The organism is Methylobacterium sp. OAE515 (assembly GCF_041806315.1).
Classification (GTDB): Bacteria; Pseudomonadota; Alphaproteobacteria; order Rhizobiales; family Beijerinckiaceae; genus Methylobacterium; species Methylobacterium tardum.
In genome coordinates, this window is the sequence record NZ_JBGMUV010000001.1 from 125,696 (window position 1) to 147,589 (window position 21,894).

At 72.9% G+C, this 21,894-nt stretch carries 24 protein-coding genes and 2 pseudogenes; 10 read left to right on the forward strand and 16 right to left on the reverse strand.

Going from position 1 to position 21,894, the window contains the following annotated elements:
- A complete protein-coding gene (locus ABIE45_RS00605; protein ID WP_192709884.1) occupies positions 1-516 on the reverse strand; it encodes a phage tail tip lysozyme in 516 nt (171 codons plus the stop codon).
- Positions 517-594: 78 nt separating this feature from the next.
- Between ABIE45_RS00605 and ABIE45_RS00610 the strand changes: the two genes are divergently transcribed.
- Positions 595-1,149, forward strand: coding sequence for a GDSL-type esterase/lipase family protein (locus ABIE45_RS00610; protein ID WP_373622045.1), 555 nt, complete (start codon positions 595-597; stop codon positions 1,147-1,149).
- 138 nt (positions 1,150-1,287) lie between these two features.
- Here the strand turns inward: ABIE45_RS00610 and ABIE45_RS00615 are convergent, their stop codons facing one another.
- Positions 1,288-2,268: a DUF2793 domain-containing protein gene (locus ABIE45_RS00615; RefSeq protein WP_192709883.1), complete on the reverse strand. Its 981-nt coding sequence runs from the start codon at positions 2,266-2,268 to the stop codon at positions 1,288-1,290.
- A gap of 17 nt (positions 2,269-2,285) precedes the next feature.
- The gene (locus ABIE45_RS00620) at positions 2,286-6,179 is read right to left on the reverse strand and encodes a glycoside hydrolase/phage tail family protein (RefSeq protein ID WP_192709882.1); all 3,894 of its coding nucleotides are present in this window, start codon (positions 6,177-6,179) and stop codon (positions 2,286-2,288) included.
- Between the two features lie 75 nt (positions 6,180-6,254).
- Here ABIE45_RS00620 and ABIE45_RS00625 point away from each other — a divergent pair, with 75 nt between their 5' ends.
- Positions 6,255-6,557: a type II toxin-antitoxin system RelE/ParE family toxin gene (locus ABIE45_RS00625; RefSeq protein WP_192709881.1), complete on the forward strand. Its 303-nt coding sequence runs from the start codon at positions 6,255-6,257 to the stop codon at positions 6,555-6,557.
- On the forward strand, positions 6,557-6,841 hold the full coding sequence (locus ABIE45_RS00630) for an addiction module antidote protein (protein WP_192709880.1): 285 nt from the start codon (positions 6,557-6,559) through the stop codon (positions 6,839-6,841). Before ABIE45_RS00625 ends, ABIE45_RS00630 begins: the two co-directional genes overlap by 1 nt.
- On the opposite strand, the gene ABIE45_RS00635 is transcribed toward ABIE45_RS00630, so the two are convergent.
- The 3 genes from ABIE45_RS00635 to ABIE45_RS00645 all read right to left on the reverse strand — a co-directional run bounded on the left by ABIE45_RS00635 (position 6,772) and on the right by ABIE45_RS00645 (position 9,107).
- Entirely contained in the window at positions 6,772-7,308 is a 537-nt protein-coding gene (locus ABIE45_RS00635; protein WP_192709879.1) for an NlpC/P60 family protein, read from the reverse strand. The two genes, ABIE45_RS00630 and ABIE45_RS00635, sit on opposite strands and share 70 nt — an antisense overlap.
- The gene (locus ABIE45_RS00640; RefSeq protein WP_192709878.1) at positions 7,305-8,180 is read right to left on the reverse strand and encodes a DUF2163 domain-containing protein; all 876 of its coding nucleotides are present in this window, start codon (positions 8,178-8,180) and stop codon (positions 7,305-7,307) included. Before ABIE45_RS00640 ends, ABIE45_RS00635 begins: the two co-directional genes overlap by 4 nt.
- A gap of 285 nt (positions 8,181-8,465) precedes the next feature.
- Positions 8,466-9,107 (reverse strand): DUF2460 domain-containing protein, encoded by a 642-nt coding sequence (locus ABIE45_RS00645; RefSeq protein WP_192709877.1) that lies wholly within the window; start codon positions 9,105-9,107, stop codon positions 8,466-8,468.
- Between ABIE45_RS00645 and ABIE45_RS00650 the strand changes: the two genes are divergently transcribed.
- Positions 9,090-9,428: a hypothetical protein gene (locus tag ABIE45_RS00650; RefSeq protein WP_192709876.1), complete on the forward strand. Its 339-nt coding sequence runs from the start codon at positions 9,090-9,092 to the stop codon at positions 9,426-9,428. The genes ABIE45_RS00645 and ABIE45_RS00650 overlap by 18 nt on opposite strands.
- A 76-nt stretch (positions 9,429-9,504) precedes the next feature.
- The gene (locus ABIE45_RS00655) at positions 9,505-10,416 is read left to right on the forward strand and encodes a TauD/TfdA family dioxygenase (RefSeq protein ID WP_192709875.1); all 912 of its coding nucleotides are present in this window, start codon (positions 9,505-9,507) and stop codon (positions 10,414-10,416) included.
- Between the two features lie 3 nt (positions 10,417-10,419).
- On the opposite strand, the pseudogene ABIE45_RS00660 reads toward ABIE45_RS00655, so the two are convergent.
- The 7 genes and pseudogenes from ABIE45_RS00660 to ABIE45_RS00690 all read right to left on the reverse strand — a co-directional run bounded on the left by ABIE45_RS00660 (position 10,420) and on the right by ABIE45_RS00690 (position 13,548).
- Positions 10,420-10,993, reverse strand: a pseudogene (locus ABIE45_RS00660) (phage tail tape measure protein).
- 200 nt (positions 10,994-11,193) lie between these two features.
- Positions 11,194-11,424 carry a rcc01693 family protein gene (locus ABIE45_RS00665; RefSeq protein ID WP_192709873.1) on the reverse strand — a complete coding sequence of 77 codons (231 nt, stop codon included), beginning with the start codon at positions 11,422-11,424 and terminating at the stop codon, positions 11,194-11,196.
- Complete coding sequence (locus ABIE45_RS00670) at positions 11,421-11,765, reverse strand: gene transfer agent family protein (RefSeq protein WP_192709872.1); 345 nt, start codon at positions 11,763-11,765, stop codon at positions 11,421-11,423. Before ABIE45_RS00670 ends, ABIE45_RS00665 begins: the two co-directional genes overlap by 4 nt.
- Positions 11,766-11,780: 15 nt before the next feature.
- Positions 11,781-12,191, reverse strand: a pseudogene (locus tag ABIE45_RS00675) (phage major tail protein, TP901-1 family).
- A gap of 12 nt (positions 12,192-12,203) precedes the next feature.
- Positions 12,204-12,620 carry a DUF3168 domain-containing protein gene (locus tag ABIE45_RS00680; RefSeq protein ID WP_192709871.1) on the reverse strand — a complete coding sequence of 139 codons (417 nt, stop codon included), beginning with the start codon at positions 12,618-12,620 and terminating at the stop codon, positions 12,204-12,206.
- Positions 12,617-12,964 carry a head-tail adaptor protein gene (locus ABIE45_RS00685; protein WP_192709870.1) on the reverse strand — a complete coding sequence of 116 codons (348 nt, stop codon included), beginning with the start codon at positions 12,962-12,964 and terminating at the stop codon, positions 12,617-12,619. The genes ABIE45_RS00680 and ABIE45_RS00685 overlap by 4 nt, the downstream gene beginning before the upstream one ends.
- A 23-nt stretch (positions 12,965-12,987) precedes the next feature.
- On the reverse strand, positions 12,988-13,548 hold the full coding sequence (locus ABIE45_RS00690) for a hypothetical protein (RefSeq protein ID WP_192709869.1): 561 nt from the start codon (positions 13,546-13,548) through the stop codon (positions 12,988-12,990).
- 26 nt (positions 13,549-13,574) lie between these two features.
- Here ABIE45_RS00690 and ABIE45_RS00695 point away from each other — a divergent pair, with 26 nt between their 5' ends.
- From ABIE45_RS00695 to dps, 3 genes are all read left to right on the forward strand, one after another.
- Entirely contained in the window at positions 13,575-14,345 is a 771-nt protein-coding gene (locus ABIE45_RS00695) for a trypsin-like serine protease (protein WP_192709868.1), read from the forward strand.
- Between the two features lie 117 nt (positions 14,346-14,462).
- Positions 14,463-15,386, forward strand: coding sequence for a trypsin-like serine protease (locus ABIE45_RS00700; protein WP_192709867.1), 924 nt, complete (start codon positions 14,463-14,465; stop codon positions 15,384-15,386).
- Positions 15,387-15,657: 271 nt separating this feature from the next.
- Entirely contained in the window at positions 15,658-16,203 is a 546-nt protein-coding gene (dps, locus tag ABIE45_RS00705) for a DNA starvation/stationary phase protection protein Dps (protein ID WP_091775184.1), read from the forward strand.
- A 141-nt stretch (positions 16,204-16,344) separates the two neighbouring features.
- Here dps and ABIE45_RS00710 read toward each other — a convergent pair whose 3' ends face one another.
- A complete protein-coding gene (locus tag ABIE45_RS00710; protein ID WP_192709866.1) occupies positions 16,345-17,979 on the reverse strand; it encodes a porin in 1,635 nt (544 codons plus the stop codon).
- A 693-nt stretch (positions 17,980-18,672) separates the two neighbouring features.
- On the opposite strand from ABIE45_RS00710, the gene ABIE45_RS00715 reads away from it, so the two are divergent.
- Positions 18,673-19,422 carry a hypothetical protein gene (locus tag ABIE45_RS00715; RefSeq protein WP_192709865.1) on the forward strand — a complete coding sequence of 250 codons (750 nt, stop codon included), beginning with the start codon at positions 18,673-18,675 and terminating at the stop codon, positions 19,420-19,422.
- 67 nt (positions 19,423-19,489) lie between these two features.
- On the opposite strand, the gene ABIE45_RS00720 is transcribed toward ABIE45_RS00715, so the two are convergent.
- Both ABIE45_RS00720 and ABIE45_RS00725 read right to left on the reverse strand, forming a co-directional pair.
- Positions 19,490-20,782 (reverse strand): phage major capsid protein, encoded by a 1,293-nt coding sequence (locus tag ABIE45_RS00720; protein WP_192709864.1) that lies wholly within the window; start codon positions 20,780-20,782, stop codon positions 19,490-19,492.
- A 15-nt stretch (positions 20,783-20,797) separates the two neighbouring features.
- Positions 20,798-21,304, reverse strand: a complete 507-nt coding sequence (locus tag ABIE45_RS00725) for an HK97 family phage prohead protease (RefSeq protein ID WP_192709863.1) — start codon at positions 21,302-21,304, stop codon at positions 20,798-20,800.
- Between the two features lie 165 nt (positions 21,305-21,469).
- Here ABIE45_RS00725 and ABIE45_RS00730 point away from each other — a divergent pair, with 165 nt between their 5' ends.
- Positions 21,470-21,769, forward strand: a complete 300-nt coding sequence (locus tag ABIE45_RS00730) for a GIY-YIG nuclease family protein (protein WP_192709862.1) — start codon at positions 21,470-21,472, stop codon at positions 21,767-21,769.
- Positions 21,770-21,894 lie beyond the last annotated feature (125 nt).

The window sequence follows — 21,894 nt, forward strand, 5'->3', positions numbered from 1 at the left end:
TCAGCGCCGGCTCGGCGGCTTCCCCGGGGCTACCGGCCCGGCGGCGGCGCGCAGGGCGGCGAGCGCCCGGCGCGCCCAGGCGAGCCGGCTCGGCAGCGCGACGATGCCGGGGCGCTCGAAGCGGCGGCAGACCACCGCGGTGGCGGCTTCGAGGCTCGCGGCGGCCCGCAGGGCTTCGAGCGCGGCGGCCTCGGTGCCGCGCAGCTCCGCGCAGAGATAGCCGTAGCCGGCCTCCGGGTCGGCCGGATCGAGACCGCGCACCCGGCACCACGCCTCCATGGCCACGCGTCGCGGACCGGTCCACTGGGCGAGCCCCCAGCCGCCGCGGGAGCCCGCCACCGCGGGCGCCACCTCCTGCAGCTGTCGGAAACCGCCGCTCTCGTGGCCGAGATTGCCCAGGAGCCCCGCCGCCTGCAGGTCGGTCAGGCCGAGATCGCGCATCAGGCGCGGGCCCAGGCGGCCGCATTCGGCCGCGAAGACGTCGCCCGCTGCCCGGGCCGTTCCGGTGGTCGGCATGGCTGTGCTCCGGTCGATGGCGCCCGGCACGACGCCGGGCTATGGCGGCCGCGCGGGCGCGGTGCCGAGGGAGGACGCGTGGGGAGTCGACAGGACCGGCCGCTGGTGTTCATCGGCGACTCGATCACCGCCGCCTGGGGCGTCGAGCGGGCCGAGACCTTCGCGCGTCACGGCTTCGTGGCCCGCGGCGTCCCGGGCCAGACGAGCGGGCAGATCCGGGCGCGGTTCCTCCGGGACGCCGAAGGCGCGCGCGGGATCCACCTGCTCTGCGGGATCAACGACATCGCGGAGATCGGCGGTCCGGTCCCGGACCGGGAGATCGCCGCGAACATCCTGGCCATGGGCCGGCTGGCCTTCGAGGCCGGGCTGCCGCTCTGGATCGGCACCGTGATGCCGAGCGATTTCTGGGGCTGGCGTCCCGAGCTCCGGCCGGTGGCGCGCATCCGCGTCCTGAACGCGTGGCTGCGCACCCTGTGCGACGCGGGCGCGGCCCGCCTCATCGACTATCAGACGCCTCTCGCCGACCCCTCGGGGGCGCTGGCCCGCGCCTTCACCGAGGACGGCATCCACCTTAACAGGGCGGGCTACGCGGCGGTCGAGCCCGCGATGCTCCGGGCGCTCGTCCCCGGGTGAGCACCCCTCCGTCGTTACGGGGCGCCGCAGGCGAGCCCGGAACCCAGACCCGCTCGGGGTGCAGGTCCTGGCGCGTCGGCGCGTCTGGATCCCGGGCTCCGCTGCGCGGCCCCGGGATGACGGCGCGCGCGAAACCGCTCACGCGGCGGGCCGCGCGCCGGCCGCCAGCGGCGTCCCGTCGGCCCGCTGGTAGTGCCACACACGCCAGCGGCCGGCGGAATCCGAGAGCGCGATGCACGTATCGTCGGCGGCCGTCACGATGTCGGCCCGGGTCGGCAGAACCAGGGCTTCGGGATGGTGCACCAGGGTCGCGCCGCCCGCAAAGCGCACGAACCGCTCGCGGTCGGCCGCGGTGCCGAAGCGCGTGATCCGCCCCGCGCCGGTCACGAGCACCCGCCGCGTGCCGGTGCCGCCGATATCGGTGCTGGCGGCGGCCGCCAGGGCGGTCTCGGTGGAGGCGAAATCGATCCCGCCGGTCCTGGCCGAGGCGGTGAGCGCGGTGGCGAAGGCCGCTCCGTCGGGCGAGACCTTCAGGGAAACGTCGTCGCTCCCCAGAAGCCCGAGCAGCGCGCGCGCCGCGTAGCCGGTTTCGAGCACCAGGGCGGCGTCGCGCGCGGCGTCGCGCTTGTTCACGAAGATCCGCATGTCGCCGCTGCCCGGCGTCGCGTCGTCCCAGGTCAGCAGCGCCGCGTCCGCCTTGACGGCGAAGCGGTTGGTGGCGTCAGCACCCGTGTTGATCCCGAGGCGGCCCAGGCTCTGGACCGCCGCGAGCGTCCGGCGGAAGCTCGTCCAGGCGGCGCCGTCGAACACGTAGAGGTCGGCCTCGTCGATCAGGTAGGCGATCCAGCCGGCGCGGGGCACAGCCCCGATCCACACGCCGTCGGCGAAGCGCACCACCTGGCCCCCGAGGCCCGCCCAGGCGCCGCCGGGATCGGCCGCGGCCACGAGGTAGCGGTCGCCCTCCGCGGGGCTCGGCGGCGGCGCGGTTAGGTCCTTGTCGAGGCAGGCGAGCTGCACGAGCGCGTCGATCAGGCCGAGCGCCTCGTTGTGGGTGACGTGCTTCTGGGCCTGGCTCGCGGCGATCAACGGCAGGCCGAGATGGGGCGTGGTGTCGGACATGGCAGACTCCCGGGCATTCAGGCCGAGCGGACGGGGATGCGGGCGCGACGGGCGGGCCCGGGGCCGGCGACGGCACCGATCTGCGCCACGGCCAGGTCGAGGCTGGTCTGCGGCCCGCCGAAATCCGCCGCCTCGTCGGCGTAGAGGAGGGTCTGGGCCTCGGCCCGGAGCGTCCGGACGGCCGCGTCCCCGGAGAAGAGCGTCACCGCGTAGGCTTCCGGCTCGTCCAGCGGGATCTCGGCCGGCTCCCAGGAATCGCCGTCGCGGCGCGCCCGGCGGATCCAGGACAGCCGCACGCCCTGCGCCTCCCGGCGCGCCCGCAGGTGGACGGGCCGCAGCGGCCGCAGTGCCGCGAGGCCGGCGGTCGCGGCGAGGTCCGTGAAGGCCGGATCGCCCGGATCGCTCCCCGCCGGCCCAATCCGGTAGCGGAAGCCCCGTCCGGCTTCGTCGAGCCGCTCCACCAGGGGGACCACCGCGCCGTCGTCCAGGCGCACGATCAGGCTGCCCGGCGGGGTGATCCGGGAGGCGACGTCCTCGCTGCCCGCGAGCCCGCGCAGGAGGCCGGACAGCCGGTAGGTGTCGGGACCGGTGAGGACGGCCTGCGCGGCGGCGAGCAGCTCGACGGCACCGTCCGGGCCGATCAGCGCGAACAGGTTGCCGCCGGCGAGCATTCCGGCCGTGCCCACCGAGGCGAGCGCGCCGCCTCGGCGCAGGGTGACGTCGAGCGTCACGCCGCGTTGCAGGCGCCAGAGCGGTCCGGCCGGGAGCGCCGCGCGGGTGCGCCCCAGGCTGGCCGGATAGTCGACGCGGCCGTGAAGCGCGAGCGGCCCCGCGCCGTCCGCGCGCCAGAGAGCGGCCGCCCCCGGCCAGGGCTCGGCCGCCACCGCGAGATACTGCAGCACCGTGGGGGTGCCCCGATCCACCGGCAGGTCGAGGGCGAGCGCCAGCGGCGGCCCCGGGAAGGCCGGCGGCGCGACGGCCGGCACAGCCGGGCTGCGGGCGAGCCCCCGCCCGGGTCCGCCGCGCGGCGGCACGCCGCTCGCCTCGATCCGGCGGCCGGTGGGTGCGTCGTCGATCCGGTCGATCTTGCGCAGCACCGTGCCGCCCGGGACGTCCGCCGGGACCGCCACTAGGTCGCCGGGCTCCAGCTCGACCCGGCGCGGACTCAGCGTGAACACCGCGCTGTCGCGGGCCGCGATGATCCGGTCGAGCAGCGCCTCGGCAAGCGCGTCGCCGGTCTCGCGGCGGGTGACGATCGCGGCCTCGATCCGGGTCTCGCGCCGCCGGTCGCCCGCCGGCCGCACGGCCGCCGCCGCGGCGCGGCGGTAATCCGGGCTCTCGGATTCGGTGATGCCGAGCTCCACCGAGCGCGGCAGGGCGCTCTCCTCGGCCCGGACCTGCCGGAGTACGGGTTTCTCCTCGGAGAGCCGGACCAGATCGGCCTCGGCGAGCACCACCGGCCGGTCGCGGCGCGGCCCGCGGAGGCGCAGGGTGCCGGCCACCGCCGAGACGTCGAGGCCGTAGACCTGCGCCAGGGTCTCCAGGGCGCCGCGGGCGGTGAGCGGCCGGTCGATGACGTAGCCGTCGAGATAGGCGGCGGCCTCTACGGAGACCGGCGCGTCGAAGCCGAACTCGGCGAGGATCTGCCGGACCAGCAGGTCGAGGTCGCAGCCCTCGATCCGCCCCGTGATCCAGTGGCCGATGCGCCAGTTGCCGGCATCCGCCCAGGGTCCGCGCACGGTCGGGAAGGCCGGGAACGGCCGCGCGTCCCAGGCCCAGACATGGAGCGCCGCCGGGTCGACCATCCGGCCGCCATAGACCGGCGAGACCGGGTTGTCGGCCTCCCGGAAGCCCGGCACCGCCGAGTCGAAGCGCGCGATCACCGCGGCGACGCCGCGGAGCTGGATCAGCTCGTCGCGCAGACCCCGCGATTCCGGCGGGACGGCGCTCTCGATGGATTTCGGGTCGGGGAAGACGTTGGGCCCGTTCGTGCCCTTGTCGACCGCCGGCACCCCGATCTCGGTGAGCCAGATCGGCTTCCCCATCGGGACCCAGGCGGTGGCGCGGGTCTCGACGCCGCCGTCGCGCTCGACGTGGCGGTTCGACCACCACGCCACGAGATCCTTGGGCCGGTAGATCCAGGCCTTGCCGTAGGCGCCGTCCTCGATCGGCCGGCGGTCCTGCGCGGCGCGTCCGTCCGCGTCGGCGTAGTACCAGTCGAATCCCTCGCCCGAGGCGCCCCGATCCTTGAGGTAGGCGCGGTCGGTGATGTCGCCCGCGACCGAAAGGTCGGCATGGTCCGGCGCGTCGCGCCAGTCCGAGACCGGCGGGTACCAGTCGATTCCCACCGCCGCGATGGCGGGATCTGCGAACAGGTCGTCGAGGGGGAACCGGATCGTGGCGCCGCCGTCGCGGACATCGGCGCCGTACTCGGTCCAGTCGGCGCCGTAGACCAGGGCGACCGCCGGCCCGAGGCGGTCGCGCACGGCGGCGGCGAGGTCGCGGAACGCCTGCACGGCCGGGTAGCCGGCGGCGCCGCGCACCCGGGTCAGGCCGACATACTCGCTGCCGATGATGAAGGCCGCGATCCGCACGCCGGACGCGGCCCAGCCCGCGGCGAGGTCGGCGTAATGCAGCACCGCGTCGCGGTAGCCGCCCGCGAAGAAGGCCGCGACCTGCGCGTCGGCTCGAGCGGTGCCGTCCGGGCTTCCGGGCAGGCCGGGCGCCGGATCGCAGGTGATGCGCCCGCGCCAGGGATAGGCCGGCTGGATCGCGCCGGGCACGCGGGGATCGGGCAGCGCGTTGCCGGCCGGCACGTCCATCATCACGAACGGGTAGAGCACCACCTCCAGCCCGCGGCGGACCAGCTCGGCCACCAGCCGGGTCAGCCCATCGTCCGAGGGCGTCCCGCCGTAGGACGGGCTGCCGTCCGGCAGGAGCGAGACGATCTCGGCCTCGGCGCGGCTGATCCCGGCGACGCGCCAGTCCGCCGGCAGCGCGTGCTTCCGCCGGCCCTCCACCTTCGGGACCACCCGGCAGGCCCCGGCCCGAAGGTCCGAGCCGAACCACGTCGCCACCACGGCGACCCGCTGGAGGTTCGGGCAGAGCGCCTGGAGCGCGTCGAGGGACGCGATCACGTCGGTGGCGCGCTGAAGCTGGTGGCGGTTGGCGGCCTCGGTCCGGCCGAGGCCGAGATCGACGGTGACGCGGTCCGGATCGAGGCCGAACTCGCTCGCCCCGGGGATCAGGTCGACGGCGCGGATCCGGCCGCACAGGCCGTTGACCGGGCGGATCACCTCGAAGGCGAATTGCGGGACGCGGTTGCCGAAATCGGCCAGCGGCAGGGACTCGAACACCACGTAGGCGAGGCCGCGATAGGCCGGGGCGTCCTCAGATCCCTCCTTGGCGACGATCAGCGGGTCGGGCGCCTGGTCCAGGCCGCCGGTATGGACCCGCAGGGTCAGGCCGGCCTGGTCGATCTCCTTGCCGTCCGCCCAGATCCGGCGGACGCAGGCGATCTCGCCCTCGCACAGGCCGACCGCGAGGTTGGCGAAATAGGCGTAGCGGGTGGTCACGGTCTTCTGGCCGCCCAGGCTCTTCGCCGGAGCGGCGGCGCGCGCCACCGTGGTGTTGGCGACCTCCAGCGGGCGGGTCGCCCAGATCAGGGTACCCCCGATCCGGGCCCGGCCGTAGACGCGGGGGATCGGGTCGCCCTCGGTGGAGGTGAGCCCGGCCACGTCGGCGAGCCGCGGCCCTTCGACGAAGCGGGTGTGCCGCCCGGAGCCGAACAGCGCGCCGCCAAGCGCCGCGCCCGCCATGGAGCCGAGCGCCCGCCCGAGCATGCCCCCGATCGGGCCGCCCAGCGCGGTGCCGAGTGCCGTGCCGGCCGAGGACAGGATCAGCGTCGCCATGGCAGGGCTCCGGATCTGATGGTTGTGCGGTATGAACGCGTTGCGGCGTCGTATCCGATTGGATACAAAGCGGACGTGACGACGATCCTGCTGTCCGACACCTTCCGGACCTGGCTCACGGGCCTGAGGGACGCCCGCACCAGAGCACGCATCGCGGCGCGAATCCGCGCTGCGGGGCTCGGCAACTTCGGGGATGTCAAACCCGTCGGCTCAGGCGTGTTCGAGATGCGGATCCCGTATGGCCCCGGTTTTCGCGTCTACTATGTTCGACGTGGCGAGGTTACGTACCTGCTCCTCTGCGGCGGAGATAAGTCCAGCCAGACCCGAGATATTCAGAAGGCTAAGTCTATGGCCGCGACTCTTGATGGGATCGCCTGATGCGTTTCACACCCTTCGATGCCTCGGAATTCCTCGACAGCGAACAGGCGATCGCCGAATACCTCGCGGCGGCTCTCGACGATCCGGATCCCGAGCTTTTCATTGCGGCCCTGGGCGATGTCGCCAAGGCCCGCGGCATGTCGCAGATCGCCCGCGAAGCGGGGGTCGGACGGGAAAGCCTGTACAAGGCTCTGATGCCAGGCTCGAAGCTCCGCTACGAGACGGTCCGCAAGGTCATGGACGTGCTCGGCGTCAAGCTGACCGTATCCACATCCTCCTCGTAAGCGGTTCCGGCCTCCGGGAACCGGAACACCCCTGTCAGGTGCCGCCGCCACCACGCGGTCAGCGCCACCTCGGCGACCACCGCACCGTCATGGGCGTGGATCATCGCGCCGTCGCCGGTGGCGATGGCGCAGTGGCGGGCCGGCAGGTGGCGGCGGAAGGCGAAGAGCAGCACGTCGCCCGCCCGCGGCACCACCTCCGCGAGGGGGCCGGCCACCGGCACGAGGTGGCGCGCGGCCGCCGCGGTGAGCGGGTCGGCGCCGGGCGCAGCCGATTCCGCCCAGGTGGCGCCGTAGGGCGGCACCGCCTCGGGCTCCGCGCCGTAGAGCCCGCGCCAGACCCCGCGCAGCAGCCCGAGGCAGTCGCAGCCAACACCGCGGAGCGAAGCCTGATGCCGGTAGGGCGTGCCCAGCCACAGGCGCGCCTCGCCGAGCGCCGCCGCGCCGACATCCCGCCGCATCGCGCTCATCGGAACAGGCTCCCGCCGTCGAGGGCGTGATCCGAGCCCGGCACCGCCCGCATCACCACGTCGTTGCCGGGCATGTGCGGGAAGCCCTGGAAGTTGACCGCGTTGGCGAACCGGTCGCGGCAGGTGGCGAGACGCTTGTCGCACCCGGCCGTCACGGTGAAGGCGTCGCCGGCCGCGACCGGCCGCGGCGGCGCGCTCCAGAGTTCGAGCAGGGCGCCGAGCTGGAGACGCAGATCAGCCGAGAACCCGGCATTGGCCCCCGCGGTCCAGGTCAGCCGGCCGCCGGTGAACAGGCCGTCCCCGAAGCCGCCGGCCAGCGCGACCGAGAGCGTTGCAGGTTCCGGAACACCGGTCACCCGGCCGGTGGTGCGCCACGGGGCGAGGTCGACCCGGCAGCGGGCGTCGCCGAGCGCGGCGCCGCAGGTGGCCCGGTAGGTCCGGCCGCGCTCGGCATCGAGCCGGTGCGTGAGGCCGCGCAGCTCCGCCACGAAGGCGTCGCCCTCCCGGCGAATCTCACCGATCGTGGCGAGGTCGAGGAGCAGCTGCGTCCCGGGATGGGTCCAGTCGACCAGCCAGGTCTCCACGGTAGCCCCGTCGTAGAGGCCGCCGGCGATGTCGGCCTCGGTGAGGCCGAGGCTGCTGAGCGCCCCGGCCACGTCGCCGCCCGAGACGGCGAAGCCGAGCTCGGCGCTGGCCTCGGCGGCCTCCAGCCCGGTCCGGGCCTCGTGAACGAGGCCCGCGACGGTGAGGTCGCGGTCGTGGTCGGTGAAGCCGAGGGTCGTCCCGTCCCGCCGCCGCAGGGACCAGCAACGGCACAGGGTGGTCACGCCCCCCGCGAGATGGGCCGCGAAAGCCTCCGGGATGTCGCGCATGGTGCCCCCTCAGGGCCTGGAGTTGGATGAAGGAGATGTCTCAGTCCCACTTGTCGCGCTCGCGCAGGACGGCCTTGACGACCTCGGCCACCGCGCGCCGTCATCCCGGGGCCGCGCAGCGGAGCCCGGGATCCAGAGCCGCCGCGGCGGCAGATCCTGCGACGACGCGTGTCTGGATTGCCCGCCTCCGGTGTGCCCCTCCGGGTCCGGGCTCGCCTGCGGCGCCCCGGAAAGACGGTGCCGAACATCTGGCGCGGCGACGCGGTTCTCAGCGCGCCCCCTATCTCACGGCACGATTTCGACGAGCGGCACCTTCGGGATCTCGCCCGCCGTGAAAGCCGCGAGGTCGATGGTCAGCTCGTCGGTGTCGAAGCGGACCGGCACGTCGAAGGCGAAGCCCGCCGTCACGGCGGCGCCCGGCTCGGGGGCGTGGCCGGCCGCGAAGGTCACGAGGCCGGTGGCGGGATCGCACGCGAAGGCCTCGGGCCCGACCTCCCGGCCGCCGACCGCCACCCGGACGCTGCCGGCCACCGGCTTGGCGATCCGGCGGCGATAGGGCGCGAAGCCGGCGCCGTAGGTCTTCACCAGCGGAAAGGTGGCGGTGACCCCGTCGCCCGTGCCGAGCGGCTGGTCGAAGGGGCCGACCGGCCGGCCCGGCGGCCCGGAGCGGCCGTCGATCCGGTCGCGGAAGCGGAACCCGTAGAGACGGCCGCGGCGCTCCTCGAAGAAGGCCAGCACGGCGTGCAGCGCGTCGAGGCCGCGCATCCCGAAGCCGGCATCGTAGCGGCGGCGGGAATCGGCCCAGCGGCCGTTCCGGTGCTCGCGGCCCGAAGCCAGGGTCACGATCTCGGTCAGCCGCTGCGGGCCGCCGCCGGCGCGCAGGGACACGTCGAGGGGGAACAGCACCTCGTGGAAGTCGTCGGCCATGGCGGGCCTCTCCGGTTCGGGTGGCGACAGGGCCGCGCCGGTCATCCACGCCACCGCCGTCATCGCGAGCGCAGCGACGCGACCCAGGGCAGCGCGACATCGGCGACCGTGGCGCCCGCTGGATTGCTTCGCTCCGCTCGCAAGGACGATCGCGGTGCCCTGCCCCGGCTCGGTCTGGCGACGTCGGGGAACGTCATCGCTGCCGGATCGCAGCAGCTGAAAAAAGTCTTTCGAGAGGAGCCGGAAAATCAAAAAGGGCCGTTCATCGACACAAGACGGCGGTTGATCGAAGATCGGCACACCGAAGCGGATGTTCTCTGAAGTCCTTTCGGCCTGCACATCTCGGTTCATCGCGCGATCCGCACGACGCGACGCCGTTCTGCCAGGAAATCCTTTGATGAGCGCCAATCCTCAGCCCCTGCACGCATCCGCCCTCGACATTCGCCGCGTCGCCGGCCGCATCGGGGCGGAGATCCGCGGCGTCGCCCTCTCGGGCGATCTCGAGACCGGGACCGTGGCGGCGATCCGGCAGGCGCTGACCACCCACAAGGTCGTCTTCTTCCGCGACCAGACTCTCGACGAGGCCGGGCAGGAGGCGTTCGGCCGGCGCCTCGGCGACCTCGTCCCGCACCCGACCGTGCCGTCGCTCGCGGGGACGGCGGGCATCCTCGACATCGACGGCAGCCGCGGCGAGCGGGCGAGTTCCTGGCACACCGACGTGACCTTCGTGCCGGCCTACCCGGCGATCTCGATCCTGCGCGCGGTGACGCTCCCGGCCTATGGCGGCGACACGCTCTGGGCCAACACGGCGGCGGCCTATGCCGACCTGCCCGAACCCCTGCGCGACCTCGCCGACAAGCTCTGGGCGCTGCACTCCAACGTCTACGACTATGTCGGCGGGCGGGTGAACGTCTCGGAGGCCGGGCGGCGGCGCTACGACGAAGTCTTCACCAAGACCGTGTTCGAGACCGAGCACCCGCTGGTCCACGTGCATCCGGAGACCGGCGAGCGCTCCCTGATCGTCGGGCATTTCATCCAGCGCATCCTCGGGCTGACCACGGCGGATTCGCAGCACCTGCTGGCGATCTTCCACGACCACGCGACCCGGCCCGAGAACACGGTGCGCTGGTCCTGGCGGACGGGCGACGTGGCGATCTGGGACAACCGGGCGACCGTCCACCGCGCGGTGGACGATTACGGCGACGAGCCCCGGGTGGTCCGGCGCGTGACGATCCAGGGCGTGGCCCCGGTCAGCGTCGACGGCCGCCGCAGCCGCGCGCGGGACTCGGAGACCCGGAAGGCGGCGTGATCCTCACGTCGCCCGCTGGCCCCGCGCCACGGCTCGGGCGAGGCTCGCGGTCACCTGCGCCTCCGAGCGGCGGAAGGCCGCCGGATCGGGGGTCGCGATGTGGACGGTTACCGAGACCGGGCGGGCCGGGGCGCCTCCGGTCGCGACGCCGAGGCGGCCGTCCGGGCCGCGCCCCAGCGGCAGGATCGCCTCGGGTCCGGCCTCGCCCATGAGGCCGGTGCCACCCGCCATGGGGAAGTAGGTCGGCGCGGCCACGACCCCGCCCGCCGCGAAGGGCTGGACCCGCCCGCCCCGGAACACGCCACCCCGCGCGAAGCCGGTCTCGGATCCCGCACCCAGCACGGTGTTGATCAAGCCCGTGAGGCCCGACTGGATCGAGCCGCCCGCCGCCCCGGGCCGCCGCGCCGGCGAGCCGGGTGCCGATGGTGGTCAGCACGCCGTCGAGGCTGCGCCCCGAGGCGGCCCCCCGGGTCAGCGCCGCGTCCAGGCTGCGGCCGAAATTCTGCGCGAGCCGGTCGAGGGTTTCGAGCTGCGCGATCCGTGCGGCAGCCGGCGTGTCGGATTCGGTTTCGGTCATCGACGTGCCCTGTCGTGAAGGAGGCTCAAATCCGGGTTGTCCCACCCATTCCCCTCATCCTGAGGTGCGGCGCAGCCGCCTCGAAGGCGGGCTCCAGCCAGCCGCGCGATCCCTGGAGCCCTCCTTCGAGGCCCGCGTCGCGGGCACCTCAGGATGAGGTCGAGGTCGGGAGGCTCGTGCATGTCCGATGGCCCCGATCGTCAGGTCGGACCGGACACCGCATCGGGGTAGGCGGCGAGCAGGCGCTCGAAGGCGGCGCGGCTCAGCGGCTCCGGACCGGCGCGACGGCCGAGGGCCGCGGCGAACTCCCGCGGCGTCGCCGCCCAGAATTCCTGCGGCCGCCAGCGCAGCACCCCGAGGCCGAGCGCCAGGGCGTCGTCCCACGGAAAGCCGGCAGGATCGCGAGCCGCCCCCGACCGCGACGCGGTCACGGACGGCTCCGGGGAGGGTTTGCCGGGCCCGGCGCCTCCCCGAAGGCCGCCGCCAGCACAGCACCGAGGGCTTCCGAGACGGCGTCGAGCCCGCCCGCCAGCGGCAGCCGGGCCACCGCCGCGTCGTCGAGATCGTGGCCGCCGCCCCGCAGGGCGACCCCCAGCAGGGCGATCAGGTCCCGCGCCGAGACCCGCCCGCCCGCGAAGCGCGCGGCGAGCCCCGCGAGGTCGCCGGCCTGGAGCGCGGATTCCAGCTCGGCCAGCGCCCCGAGGGTGAGGCAGAGGGTGTAGCGCTCGCCCGCGAGATCGAGCGGCACCGCGCCGCGGATCCGGTTCACCATGGGACTCCCCTCGGCTCAGGCCGCCGCGAAGGCGAGCGCACCCGCCGAATCGAGGCTCATGTCGAAGGTGACCTCGCCGGCATGGTCACCGCGGTATTCGAGGCTCGCGATCTGGAACGGGCCCTCCAGGAGCCCGAAGGCCGGCACCACGATCTGGAAGGTCTCGATCACCCCCTAGAAGAAGATCAGCCGCAGACGCGCGTCCGAGGCCTGGTCGCGAAACACCCCGGAGCCCGCGATCGCGGCCCGGCGCACGCCGGCGCCGGCGAGCAGCTCCCGCCAGCGCCCGGCGGAATCGGCGTTGGTGACGTCCACGGTCTCGGCGTTCAGCGTGATCTGGCGGGTGCGCAGGCCCGCCACGGCCACGAAGCCGCCCGCGCCGTCCCCGGCCCGGATCAGCAGGTCCTTGCCCTTCTGCGCGCCCATCGGCCCCTCCCCTCACAGGATCTCGGTGACGGCCTCGACCGCCAGGCTTGCCCGGGCCTCGCCGGTCCGGGCGTCGCGGCGGGCCCTGATGGCGCGGACCCGCAGGGTCACGAGCCGGCAGCCGGCGAGCGGCATCGCCGCATCGGCCAGGAGCGCGGCCATGCGGGCGGCAGCGTCCAGGGCGGTGCGGACCGAGCCGGGCTGCGCGATCACCGCGATCGCGTGGCTGTGGCGGTGGCGCTCGGCCCCGTCCACGGCATCGTCCTCGATCGCGGAATCCTCCCACAGGGCGTAGACCGGCGGCGTGCCCCACGGCGGCTCGTCGTAGAGCCGGACGTGGCCGCCGAGCAGGGCCGCAAGGCCGGGATCGGCGGAGAAGCGGGCGATCAGGCCGGCGCGCAGGGCCAGCAGCGGGCTCGGGTCGCTCACGGCAGGCTCTCCCGCGGCAGTTCCTCGACGTGGCAGACGCAATCGCGGCCCCGCGCATCCGGCTCGGTGACGGCGCGGATCGCGAAGCGGCGGGGGCCGGCCGCGAGCCGCATCGTCGGGTCGAGGCGGGGCCGGCCCCGCAGGGTGACGCGGTAGACGGGCCGCGTGTCGGTCCGGCCGCCGGCGGTGCGATCGACCATGCCCGCCGGCGCCAGGGCGCCCCACAGGACCGGGCCGGCCACGTAGCGGCGCAGGACACCTCCGAACCCGTCGGGCTCCTCCAGGGGACGCTCGAGCACGAAGCGCCGACGGCGGGCGCCGAGGGATGGGCGCGAGGCGGCCATCGGTGCGGCTCCGGTCCGGGCCATCACAGCCGCATCCGGCGGAAGGGCGCCGCGAGGTCGGCGGCGTCGGTGCGGGCGGCGTCCGGCTCGTCGCCGCGATGCTCGTAGCGGGCGGCGGCGAGGCGCAGGATCGCGAGGCGCAGGGACGCCGGCAGGGGCGGTCCGTCGCCCCCGTACCCGGCCGCGACCTCGATCAGGATCGTGCGCCCGGCGGGATCGGGCGCGGCCGGATCGACCAGCAGGCCCGGCGCCTCGACCGGGTCGGGGCCGAGGCGCACCAGCCCGGCGGCGAGGTCGGTGACGCCCCCCGCCTCCGCGAAGCCGGCGCGCAGGAGCGCCACCAGCGGGCTCAGCGGCAGCGGCACCTGCCCGTCGGACGGCCAGGCGGACAGCGCGATCCGGTAGCGGCCCCGGACGAGGATCCGGCGCGTCTCGATCTCCAGGCTGGCCCGCACCGCCGTGATCAGGGCCTGGAGCAGCGCGTCCTCGGCGCCGTCATCGTCGGACTCGAACCGCAGGTAGGCGCGCAGGTCGGCCACGCTCACCGGCTCGACGGCGGCGGCGTCGATGCGTAACGGGATCATCGCGCGTCTCTCTCGATGGTGGGTCGATGCTGATTTCGAAGCGCCGCCCGGCGGTCCTTGCCGTCGCGACGGCTCCCCTGGCCGCTTGCCTGGCCACTTGCTTGGCGGCTTGCCTGCTGCTCGCGGCCGCGCCGGCGCGCGCCATCGTCGGCGGCACGGAGGCGCCGGCCGGCGGGGCCGTGATGGTCCTGTCGTCGAAGGGCGGCGTCTGCACCGGAATCGTGCTCGCCCCCGACACGGTGCTGACCGCCGGCCATTGCGCCGCCGACGGCGAGCACCGGGTCCATTTCCGCGACGCGGCCGGCGCGCCCGTCCTCGTCGAGATCGCCGCGCGGGCGGTGCATCCCGGCTACGATGCCGGCGCCGCGAAGGCCCGGCGCCGCTCCATCGACCTCGCGCTCCTGCGCACGGCGACTACGCTGCCGGACCGCTTCGCGCCCGTGACCCTGAGCGCGGCCATGCCGCGGGCCGGCGACAGCCTGACCCTGTCGGGCTACGGCGCCGCCAAACCCGGCGACCCGCGCTCGACCGGCACCTATCGCAGCGTCGCCCTGCCGGTGATCGAGCCCTACGGGCCGAGCCGGATCCTGGTCTGGTTGCGGGGCGGCGCCGGCGGCGCCTGCCAGGGCGATTCCGGCGGCCCGATCGCGGCGTCGGACGGCGGGGTACTGGCGCTCTCCGCCTGGATCGGCGGCAGCTGCGGCGGCCTCACGCAGGGCATCCTGCTGGGACCGCAGCGCGGCTGGATCGACGAAAGGCTCGGCGCCTGGAGCCGGAGCGCCCGCTGGACGGACTAGATCCCGGCCTCACCGGCAGGGAACCTCAGCTTGGCCGGGACATTGCCTTGCTCTAGGCTCACCGGGCGCCGCGCCCGTTCGACGGCGTCCCTCACCCGCGCCCCCCTGGAGTGCCCGATGTTCCCTCGCCCGATCCGCAAGGCCGGCCTCCGCGAGCGCGTCCTGTGCGGCGGCCTCGCGGGCCGTTTGGGAGGCGGCCTGCTCGGCGCGGCGCTGCTCGGCACCGTCGCGGGCCTGATGCCGGCCCCCGCCGCGGCGGTGATCAACGGCACGACCACGCGGGATCCGAACGGGGCGCGCAGCTTCGTGGTGCGCATCGAGAGCACGGAGGGCGAGATCTGCTCGGGCACGCTGATCGCGCCCGACCTCGTGCTCAGCGCCGCCCACTGCGTGATGCGCCCGGCCGGCTACACGGTGATCAGCGTGGACCGCGGCTTCCGCCAGCACCGGACCGCGGTGATCGCCGCGACCATGCACCCCGATTTCGTCCCCGGCACGACCCCGGAGGACCAGCCCGGCGTCGACCTGGCGCTGCTCAAGCTCGAGCAACCGCTGGGCGCCGACTACATGCCCCTCGATCCGCGCGGGGCCGCCTCGATCGATAACGGCGCGCCCGTCGATATCGCGGGCTTCGGCGTCGTGGCGGAGAACCGGCGGAACTCGGCACGGGTGCTGCGGCTGGCGCATCTCGTGTCGATCGGCTCGCTGCAGGTCGCCAATCGCGTGACCGTGGTGACGGACCGGCGGCGGATGGCCGAGACCTCGGGTGCCGGGGCGTGCCTCGGCGATTCCGGCGGCCCGATCCTGGCCGGCGGCCCCGGCGGCTACCGGATCGTCGGCGTGGTGAGCTGGTCGAGCGGCGCCCTCCAGCAGGGCGCGCGCCGGACCGCCTGCGGCGGCTTCACCGCGGTGACCCCGGTGGCCGAACATGCCGGCTGGATCGCGTCCCGGTCGGCAGAGCTGTCGCGGATCCAGGTGGGCGAGGCATTGCCGCGCGGCAACCGCTCCGACTGGATGGCCCGCCCGGGCCGCCGCCGTTAGAACCGTCGCAGATCCGGCCTGACCTACCTGCATCCCTCACCCGAGATGCGCGCGCATCTCGAGCGGGCGATACGGGTCGGATTCGCGTGCGCCGCAGCGGTACGCCGCCCTGGAGAGGCGTCCGAGAGGCACCCCCGCGCCGCGGCGGCAATCCGCGGCTTCCGCATGTGCGGCAGCGCTCACCATCCCGTGGATCCGTCGCGCCTGCGGGAACCTGGGGCCGCATCGGCACTTTCGCATCCGAACAATCACCGGCTCACGGAGCGAGAACATGGCCGACACCGGCACCAGCAACACCCCGCGGACGCACAAGACCCGCAACAACACCGATTCCAACGCCAAGAAGGTCTCGATCGAAGCGCTCAACGCCCGGCTGGCGGACGGCATCGATCTGGCGCTGGCGATCAAGCAGGCCCATTGGAACCTCAAGGGTCCGCAGTTCATCGGCGTCCACGAGATGCTCGACGGGTTCCGGACCCAGCTCGACGAACTCAACGACAGCGTCGCCGAGCGCGCGGTGCAGCTCGGCGCCACGGCCTTCGGCTCGACCCAGGCGGTCGCGGAGCGCACGAAGCTCCCGGCCTACCCGACGGGCATCTACGCCATCGCCGACCACATCGCCGCGCTGATCGACAGCTACGCCGCCTACGCCAACGCGGTGCGGCAGAACATCGACGAGACCGACGAGGCGGGCGATCCGGACACGGCCGACCTGTTCACCGAGATCTCCCGAGCCGTGGACAAGCACCTGTGGTTCCTCGAGGCCCACGTGCAGGAGCCGACCGGCACCCTGCGCGACGGCAATTCGGGGCGCTGAGGCCGATCCGCCCTGCCCGTCCGCGGGCGGGGCCTCGACCGGACAAGAAAAAGCCCGGCCGATTGGCCGGGCAGTGGAGTCCCTTGCACGGGGACATCAGGACCGGGAAGCTTTGGAGAACAAACCGGTCCGGATTCGAGATCAGAAGTCGCGCTGGACGCGGAAGCGGAACTGCTCGACGCCGTCCGACGTGATGGTCCGCACGGGTCCGCCGGCATTGATCGCCGCGATGCGGCTGTAGGCGGTCGGATCCTTGTCGTTGTCGATGACGCGGCCGTTCTTCACGCCGAACTGGGTGTAGAGAGCCTCCACGCCGATATCGAGGTCCTTGACCGGCGACCAGATCAGGTTTCCACCCACCGAGAACTGGTACGTGTCGCGCAGAGCCTGGCTGATCTGGAAGAACCGGGTGCCCGGCGTGCCGATCGCGTTGGAGCCGCTGATACCCGCGAAGTTCTGAAAGATCAGACCCTGGCCGTAGCGGATGGCCGACGAGAAGTTCTGCTCGCCGTAGCTGCCGATGAAGGCCGAACGCCATTCCGGCGACCAGTAGTGCAGGTAGGCCGCCGTGGCGGTGAAGCTCGTGGACGTCTGGAGTTGGCCGGTGATCGGGTTGACCACGGCGTCATTGAAGTACTGGTCGAACTTCTGACCCTGCAGCGTCGCCGAGGTCTGGGCCTCGCAGCCGCTATACATGCAGTAGCCGGTATACATCTGCGCGCCGTTCGCGTAGGCGCCCTGGAGATAGAGGGCGTCGCCCGGCGCGATGAACGGCGCGTTGATCTTCAGGCCGCCCTGGACGCCCCAGCCGTACACGCTGTTGGCGTGGGGCGTGACCACCGCGCCGGGCACGCCGCCGGCGATGACGGTGGGATCCTGGATGTTCACCTCGTGCACGGCGGCCGAGAGCTGGGCCGAGCCCCAGGCTTGGTCGAGGCGCAGCACGCCGACGAAGTCGGGCATGCGGTTGGCCTGGATGATGTTGACCGTGTTGGTGGCGAGCGCGCCGGCCGCCGTCCGGTAGAAGATCGGGGTCGGCACGTTGGTCAGGCCGAAATTCGTGACTGAGCCGTTCGCCGCCGTGACCGTATTGCTGAGCGGCGAGAAGACCGGGGTCCGGCGGAAGGTCGGGTCTTCGACGGAGAGCGTCGCCGACAGGCCGTTCCCCATCGTGGCCGTGTAGGCGAGCAGGTTGGTCGAGGACGTGTCCGAGCCGAGCGAGTAACCGTTGAACTCGAAATCGTGGGCGTAGAAGTCGAAGAACGAAGAGGCGCGACCGGCGGTCAGGCCGGCGAACTGGATGAACGCCTTGTCGAGGTTCACGTATTGCTGCGCCCGGCCGAAGGTGTCGATGCCGAGTGCCGCGTAGGCGTTGCCGTAGCGCTGCTGGGTGCCGGAGGTGCCGCCGCCGTAGGAGCCGCCGGTGCGCGAGGCGACATCGAGGCGCACGAAGGCGCGGAGTGTGCCGTAGGCGGTCTGCGTGCGCGCATCCAGGTTGAAGCGCCCGAGGGTCCGGTAACCGGCGGTATCGCCGAAGTTCCGTGTTCCCGTGCGCGAGTAGGTCGGCTGATAGCCGCCCTCGAAGCGGGCGCGGCCCGAGAGGCGCAGGCAGGTGTCGGTGCCGGGAATATAGAAAAATCCTGCACCGTACGCGTTGCAGACGCGGACGTACTCGATCGGGACGGCCTTCTTGACCGGCAGATCAGCGGCCTGCGCTGCACTTGCCCCCGCAAATGCTGCGGCCGAACACAGAAGTGATGCCTTCAACAGCCTCATCGAAATCCCCAAGCCAGCGAGACCCACGCGCAGCGCCGTCATCACGAAAGCTGCATGATTATTATGTGTTCGGCCGGCGCTGATGCGCTCAACCCACGGGTTCTGTTTTGGCCGAACCCTTCTGTGATCAAGGTTGCTGAAGATGCCGTGGCTGATCAATCCGAAAATGGGTCACGTCAGGCTAACTGACCGATCGGTGGTACGAAGACCACAAAATCGCGAGTTTCTTTTCTGCTTGAAACAGCATTGAGGCTAATTTTTCTGTCGGAAATAATACAGATCTGAGTTCGTTTCTGACAGAAATAATGTGAACTGCGTTGACAGTGGCGTGTTATAGTGCAAGTAAACCGGTATATTGATGGAGATGGCTGAGCGAGCTTGTGTCTGAACGCGTATCCGAAGGCGTCGCGGCGGAGCATCGCCGCGGGCGGACGGATCGGACGGAGGGATCGGTGACACGATCCATCCGACAGCACCTCAAGCTCGCTCCAGGTATTGACCCCGACGAGATCTTTGCCGTGAGGCAGAGAAATCGAATTTCACTGCTTGTCTGAAGAACAACCGGGCCGACAGGCGACATGCCCCAGGCGCGGTCGGCGGCGGCGCGCGGCCTCGCGCATCGACGCCTCTCGATCACCGCGTGTCCGCTGCCGCGGATCCGCGTCATGCCGTTCATGAGATCGCGAGCGTCCAGTGGAAACGGATTTCGAGACCTACTACCAGACCGCGTCTCCCGGCAGCCTGGCCTGTGTGTGCTCACGGGATCCGATCTACGGTGAGCGCTACTTCTTCGTGCGTCTTCGCGAGATCAAGGCCGGCCGGATCTACACGGCCCGCGGCGTCTTCTGGGCTGTCAACGGGGAAAAGTGCGATCAGGGTTGGGCCGGCGACGTCCACGAACTCGTCGTTCCGACGATCCCGCTTCTGGAGATGATCGAGCCGCATCTGGAGCGGATGGCCCGGTTCGGCGTGGACCGGCGATTCGAGATCACGGTCGCGCGCGCCGTGCTGGAGGGGCGGCTCAGCGAGATGCCGGAGCTGCCGGCGCCGCCGGTGCCGACCCTGAAGGAGGCGCAGGCCGAGCTGCTCGCCGCGACCGCCTATTGGGAAGCCGTGGATGTGCGGTCGGCCCAGCCGGGCACGTCCGTCCGGATCCGGCGGGAGGCCAGCGAGCGTCTGGTTGCCGCCCGCACCAACCTGGAGCGTGCCCAGGAGCAGGCCCGGAAACTGTCCGGAGCCAGCCGGTCGGGGCAGGCCGGTCCGACGCAGAGCGAGGTCGCAGGACCGCCGCATGCCGTCGGCGGCCCCCTCAAGCTCAGCCAGCCGCTCTCGATGTCGGCGCCGGTCAGGCGCTCGGTGAGCGCCTCCTGGCCCCTGGACGCAAGGGGCGCCTATTTCGCCGCCCCGTTCGCGTACGAGACCGTGAAGGATCGCGCCGGCTAGCGCCGTCCCCGAGCGTGTGGCGACGAGCCGGCCGCTCCGGCAGCCTCCGCGAAGACGACGGACCGGCTCAGCCGAACTTCAACAGCTTGATGGCGTCGAAATCCTGCACCCCGCCGCCGACGCGCTTGGTGGTGTAGAACAGCACGTAGGGCTTGGCCGAGTACGGGTCCCGCAGCACGCGCATGCCGGTGCGGTCCACCACGAGGTAGCCGCGTCGGAAGTCCCCGAAGGCCACCGACAGGCTGTCCTTGCCGAGATCCGGCATCGCCTCGGCCTCCGTGACCGGGAAGCCGATCAGCGTCGCGGCCCGGCCGGCGGCGAGCGGCGGCTGCCAGAGGTAGTTGCCCTCCGCATCCTTGAACTTCCGGATCGCGCTCTGGGTGCGCCGGTTCATGACGAAGCCGGCATTCTGGCGGTAGCCCGCGCGCAGGCCGTAGACGAGGTCGAACAGCACGTCCGCCGGGCTGGTCGACGGGAAGGCGCCCGCCGCACCGGTGGCCACGAACCCGAGCTTGCCCGGCGCCCAGGCGGCGTTGGCGACCGTGTCGTAGCTCAGGACGCCGCGCGGGCGGCTGGCGCCGTTGCCGGTGACGAAGGCGACGCCCTCCTGCTCGGCGAAGGCGGTCTCCACCTCGGCCGAGAGCCACGCGTCGAGATCGACCACCGCATCGTCCAGGAGCGTCTGCGTGGCGGCCGGCATCGCGTAGAGCTCCATGGCGGGGAACGCGATCTCCGAGAGCGCCGGCGCGGCGGTCTCGGGCCGCGGCGCCGTCTCCGCCGCCCAGCCGGTGACCGGCGCCCCCACCGAGACCGCGCGCTTGTACTGGGCGCCCGAGATCTGCTGCACGCTGGCGATCGACCGGATCGGCGACACCTGGGCGAGGCGCGTCAGCACGGTGCGCTCGATCGTGTCCGGCACGAGGTAGCCGCCGTCCGGCCCAGAGCCGGCCGACAGGGCCTTGGATTCCAGGCGCTTGAGCCCGGCGCTCTCGCCGGCCCGCACGTAGAGGTCGAAGGCCGCCTTGTGCTCGTGGGCGGAGGCGTCCCGGCGCGGTCGCGGCGCGCCGAGCGGCGGCCGGGCCTGCTCCAGGCTGATCCGGTCGAGGCGGGTGCGGGCCGCGTCCAGCGCCGCGTCGATACGGGCGAGCTTCTCCTCGGTGAGCACGTCGGCGCCGAGCCGGCCCTCGATCGCGCCGAGGCGCACCTCGTTCGTCTCCTTGAACGCCGCGAAGGCGGTGGCGAGCTCGTCCAGCGCCGAGCGCATCGGCCCGGCCTCGGGCCGGGCGGCCTTGTTCTCCAGGTCGGGCAGGCCGCCTTTTGTCTCGAGGCCGGCGCGGGCCGTCAGGGTGGTGGCATCCATGGGTCAACCTCGTCGTCAGGAGGGGCGTCGGGGCCGGAGTGCCGGACCCGGCAGGCGGGACGGGGCGATCCGACGGGCGAGGCCGCGGATCTCCGCCACGAGGGGATCCGCGCCGGGATCCGGGCTCGCCCGGGCCCCCGGCTGGAGCGGAAAGGTCACCAGGGAGATCTCCCAGAGATCGACCTGATGGAGCCGGCGCGCCCCGCCCGCACCGGGCCGGGCGAGCAGCGTGCGGAAGCCGATCGACAGCCCGTCGAGGCCGCCCTGGCGCATCAGCGCGTCGATCTCCCGGGCGCGCTGCACGGCGAGGTTGAGCTGGCCCTCGGCCCGGAGGCCGCGGGCATCCTCGCGCAGGGTGAGCCAGCGGCCGATCGGCTCGGCCGGGTCGTGCTGGAACAGCAGCCGCACGCCCGCCGGCCCGCGCCGGGCGAGGCTCGCCGCGAAGGCGCCCGGCACCACCACGTCGTGGCCCAGATCGGGCACGCCGAAGAGGCTGGCATAGCCGGTGAAATGGCCGTCCATGGCGGGATCCTCGGCGGGTGGCGATCGTGCGAGCGGTGCGGTTTGCCGGAGGCCCGCGCGGATGCCGCAGGCGCGTGGGGCGCGACGGCGTTGGGCCGGAACGACGAGCCGTGCGTGACGCCGTACGATGCGGCGTCTCATCCTGAGTCGCGGGCTCGGATCGCGATGGCCTACCACGTGTACCTGCTCGCCAGCCGGCGGCACGGCACGCTCTATCTCGGCGTGACCAACAACCTCGCGCGGCGGGTTCACGAGCATCGCAGCCGGCTGAGCCCCGGCTTCACCGCGACCTACGGGGTGACCCGTCTCGTCTGGTACGAGACGTATGACCGCATCGTCGAGGCGATCGAGCGGGAGAAGGCGCTCAAGAAGTGGCGCCGCGACTGGAAGATCCGGCTCATCGAGGCGATGAACCCGGATTGGTCGGATCTCTATGGGACATTAACCGGCTGGACCGGCTTGTAGCCGCCCCGTCATTCCGGGGCCGCGCAGCGGAGCCCGGAATCCAGACGCGCGACGGAACCGGATTGGACCGGTCGTCCCGTGTCCTCCGGCCGCTGTCGAGGCTCTGGATTCCGGGCTCGCCTGCG